Origin of the sequence: Accumulibacter sp., from assembly GCF_023806625.1 — a bacterium.
Taxonomy (GTDB): domain Bacteria; phylum Pseudomonadota; class Gammaproteobacteria; order Burkholderiales; family Rhodocyclaceae; genus Accumulibacter.
This window is the reverse complement of record NZ_JAMTDX010000035.1, coordinates 1-4191: the sequence shown is the minus strand read 5'-3', so window position 1 is coordinate 4191 and position 4191 is coordinate 1. Positions and strand designations below refer to the sequence as shown.

The following is a 4191-nucleotide window of genomic DNA, read 5'->3' as shown; positions in this document are numbered from 1 at the left end:
AGTCTTCACCACTGGCGCGGGCAGTGAGTGGTCGAACCCTACCCCCTCATAACGTCCTGTGCAAGAACATTCTTTTCAGGCCATTTTCCACGGACGAAGCGATAATTGGTGAGATCGATTCTCAATAAGGCCTCCTGTCCAAATTTCATCATATAGCACAATCGTTTATCATTTCCACGGAGGAATCCAGATCACGGCGCATTGCTCGATCACGGCTCATCTCCGTCGCAGCCATGGCCACAGCCACCAACCGACCAGCGGCGCGACGACAACAAGCGTCACCAAACCGAGCAGCCACGGATCGTCCCATCCTAGGGTGCAACGCAGCTTGGCCCACAGCCCGGCCAGCGGCGCGTTGTTCGCAATCAGGGTCGCGACGGCTGCCGGCACACCAAAGAGAGCGGCCAGAACGGTCGCGGCGATCGCAAGGCGGTTGCGCCGGCTCTCGGACAGCGCGCGGCCGAAGGCGTCGGTATCGGCAATCTCCTTCTCGATCAGCGCATACTCCGCGCTGAGTCCGGCCTGTGCCTGCACTTGATTGAACAACTCCACGCCCTGGACCTGGCTGCTCACCGTCGGGAACCACAAGAGGTTGGTGAAGGTGAGCAGCTGCGGCCGCAGCGCGAGATAGGTGCCAGACAATCCCCTCTCCCGCGCGCCCTGCGTGGTACCCAGCGCTGCGGAGATGTCATGCGCCAGCGCCTGCAGGATTGCGCGGTAGAATACCGTGAGGAGGAACATCCGCCGGTACATGGTCCGCATGTGATTGGCGTGGACGACCCGGCGCCCATAGCTGCCGAACGTCAGGCAGGCGAAACTGTGCGGGCTGATGCCGTAGTGGGTGCCGAACCCGGCGAAGCGGCGATAGCTGCCCTGTCGCAGTTCGTCGCGCGCAAAGGCTGCGTCGTATGCAAAACCACGGCCGAAGGGATCGACCATGCGCAGGCGCGCCAGCATCGCGTCGAAGGCATCAGTGGTGGCGGCAAGCGTCGGCGGCCCGCCGGCGGCAACGACCGAGGACAGCACACGTGCCCGATCGTCGCTCAATAAGGCAAGCCGGCTGGAATTGATGATGCCGCCGCAGAAGCGTCCCGGGCCCTCGCGCAGCAGGGCCGCGAACCAGCCGCAGCACGGCTGATCGGCGCTGACGTCTCGCCAGAGCTCCAATGTTCCAAGCTCACGGTCCGCATCGTCGAGGAGATCGACGCGCGCTCCTTTTTCCTCTTTCTCGGCAACGAAACTCGAATAGACGAAGCGGGCGTAATAGTTGAGGTCGAGCAGGTCGGCGAGCACCGGCCCTGTCGTCTCCGTCCACCTCAGATATTCATACCAGAGCCGCTCATCGTCCCGCGGTTCTCGCCCGTCAGCATCGGGCGGCATCGGCTCGTCGGTTTCGTCGTCCATCACCCATTCGAAGACGAGGCACTGCGCCGCGAACAGGTGGAGGTATTGCGCGCGGATCCGCTGCCGGCAGGGAGGCGCGCCGTCGCTACGGGTAATGCGGAGATAAAGTGGCGTCGACTTGATCTCGAAGCTCAGCAGGACCGTGTCCAGCGACCGGTCGCCGTCTGCCGCGCTTTCCCCCACCTCCTCTTGCGTCGGCACAATGTGGCGGCGGAGGTGTGAGAGAAAATAAGAGCGCTCCTCCGGATCGGCGAAAGAACGCGTGAGGCCCGGGGCCACGGGCGAAACGGCGGTGTCTAAGAGGACGCGACGTTCATCTTCAAGGCGCTCGGGGTTGGCCAGGCGCAGCGGCTGCAGGAACGAAGTCCGCCAAGCGCGCAGTGGCCGATTGCCGATCAGGAGATGATCGAGCAGGTGATCGGCGAGCGCGCTCAGGGCCGTGTTTTCAGTGCCGCTGCGATCGGCAAAGCGGCACTGGAGTGCGTCGTTCACGACGGCGCGGGCGTCCAGCCGGTCCGTCATCCAGGCGCGTCGCCTCTCCGGCACCAGGATCTCCTCGAACAACGGCAGGTGCTCGGCCGAACCACGGAACTCGATGCGCGCGAGAGACGCCTCGCGCACGCCGTCGCGCTGGTAGAGCGCCAGGATATCGAGCCGCCGGTCGAGGCGATCAGTGCCGTTCTGCCAGCGGTCGGCATAGATCGCATCCTCCAGCACCAGCCGGTAGCGTTCCGGCGCATGGACGAGGATCAGCTCCGGATCGTCCTTAAGGCGCCGGTTGGTGGCGAAGACGCGCAGGCGGATCGCACCGCCGATCGCCTCGCGCGCAGCCTGCAGAGCGTCTTGGTCCGCCGGCAAGGACTCGGCTGTTTTTTGCTGAGCGATGTAGGCTGCCCGCGCCGCCGCGGCTTCGAGACGGAGCGCGAGGGCGGTTTCGATGATCACCCCTCGCTCCAAGTCCGGGAGCAGGCGACGGATCGTTTCGACAAGACAAGGAATGCCGCCGCGCGCGTTGGCAGCGATGCGCTCGATCCGCTCACGGACCTCCTGCGGCGGGTTAAGACCCAGAAGCTCGATGGCCTGCTCAATCCGGCTTACGCCCGAACGCCCATCGAAGCGCGTGCCATCATTGTTGACGTGGCAGGCATCCTCGATTGCGAGCACGGTCTTGCCGGCGTTGCGCAGGCGCTCGGCGAAAGCGGCATCACGAATGCCGATCAACACCACTGTGGCGCAAAGATCAACGTCTGCCGGTGGCACCCCATCGCTTTCTGCGAGGTTCGGAACATGCAGCCGGCTCGCGTTCTGGCGCGCGGCCGTCTTGGCGAGAGCGAAGATCTCTTGCGTCTCCAAATCATGGACGCGAACGAGGATCGTAGTTCCGCCTCTTGTGTGCATCGCAACTGGCCCCCCTCTTCGATCGCCAAAGACGCATCAAAGATGCGGACGTTACAGCATGCGCTGCAGGCGAACGAGGGGCATCGCAGGTCTGCGCGTCTGCGCCGGCGTGGCGCCACTTGGTCGAAAGGGGCAGGAGGTTAAACCACAGCGTCAACCGGGGTCACGTCCCTGGAGATGGTGTAGCTGGCGGCAGGGGAGCCACGAGCGAAACGCGCCTTCCGTAGCGCCGTAGCGAGCGAGCACCTGCCTGGGTGGTCATCGATGCTTCGCCGAACAGGTCGGGTTGCTCACACCAACCTGATTAGAGGAACCGATCGATGACCGAGGAGGTAATGACCCTTCGCGCCCTTGTGGAGAAGGCTCCAGACGCCGAGCTGTTGCACGAGATGATCGGCTTCCCCGCGAAGGAACTGATGGAGTTGGAGGTGGCCGGCCTGACCGGTGCCGGCTATGCGGAGAAGAGCCGCGCGCGCCTCGTTCAGCATAGTTGTATCCGCCACTCCGATTGGTCGATGCTGCTAGGGGCGCGGCTACAAGCCTGCACATGCGCGATCGCTCGCCGAAACATCAACGAGACCGTCTGGCGTCAGGACCACGCGTCCAGAGCGCACCGCCTTCGTGATCGACGATCGATTGACGCCCTTTCGCCGCGCATACTCGGCTTTCGTCATCAACTCCGGTATCTCTGCGCCCTCTGGTGGCATGTCACTCTGGTTTCTCTCGCCTATCGCTAGCGGAGTGTTGGGTTTGCCGCCCGCATAAGATTTTCGCTCCGGAAGGACCAGCTAGCTCTCTGAAAGCGCGTGCTGCTTTTTCCGAACACTCAAGACACCCCTCGTCGCAGCCGAAACATGGCTCCTCGCGCTCGAAATCGTGGCGTTCGTAGCCAAAATCAGGAGGCTCACGATAGCCGCCAATCGTCGCGAGAAAGACGGCCAGCAGGAGATGCGCACCCCCGCCAACCGGTGCCGATGCGCCACTGGAGGAGCGGCTGGTCGCGATCGTCAGAATGCGCACACAAACACAGCGAAGGTTCGAACCCAGTTCCTCTTGGTCCGCCAGCCAAGCCAGCCCTGAACTTCTCTCCGGCGATCGAGGCGCCCGAAAAATGCGTTGTTTCAGAGGGCTTTAGCGGGAGGCCCGAGGACCACGCCATTTTTGGTCCTCAGCTTGATCATCTATGTTTTTCCATAAGTTAACGAGTCCGCACATGGGAATGCGTTCGAATGATCGAGCGGAATGCCAGAATGCAGGCCAGAAAGACACTTCGCGGTGTCGCTATATTGGTTCGCCCGCCGGCGCAGCGGATTTCGCGTTGTCGCCCCGACGACCCCACGCCCGCTTGAGGTACTCAACCATGTCGGCGCGGTTGAGGACCTGTTCGCA

1 protein-coding gene and 1 pseudogene are annotated in these 4191 nt (G+C 63.1%); one reads left to right on the top strand and one right to left on the bottom strand.

Annotation, left to right across the window (positions count from 1 at the left end):
- Positions 1 to 216: 216 nt before the first annotated feature.
- Complete coding sequence (locus tag NFW05_RS06525; protein ID WP_295303936.1) at positions 217 to 2757, bottom strand: hypothetical protein; 2541 nt, start codon at positions 2755 to 2757, stop codon at positions 217 to 219.
- A 365-nt stretch (positions 2758 to 3122) separates the two neighbouring features.
- Between NFW05_RS06525 and NFW05_RS06520 the strand changes: the two are divergent.
- Positions 3123 to 3293 (top strand): annotated as a pseudogene (locus NFW05_RS06520) (IS256 family transposase); the annotation flags it as partial.
- Positions 3294 to 4191 lie beyond the last annotated feature (898 nt).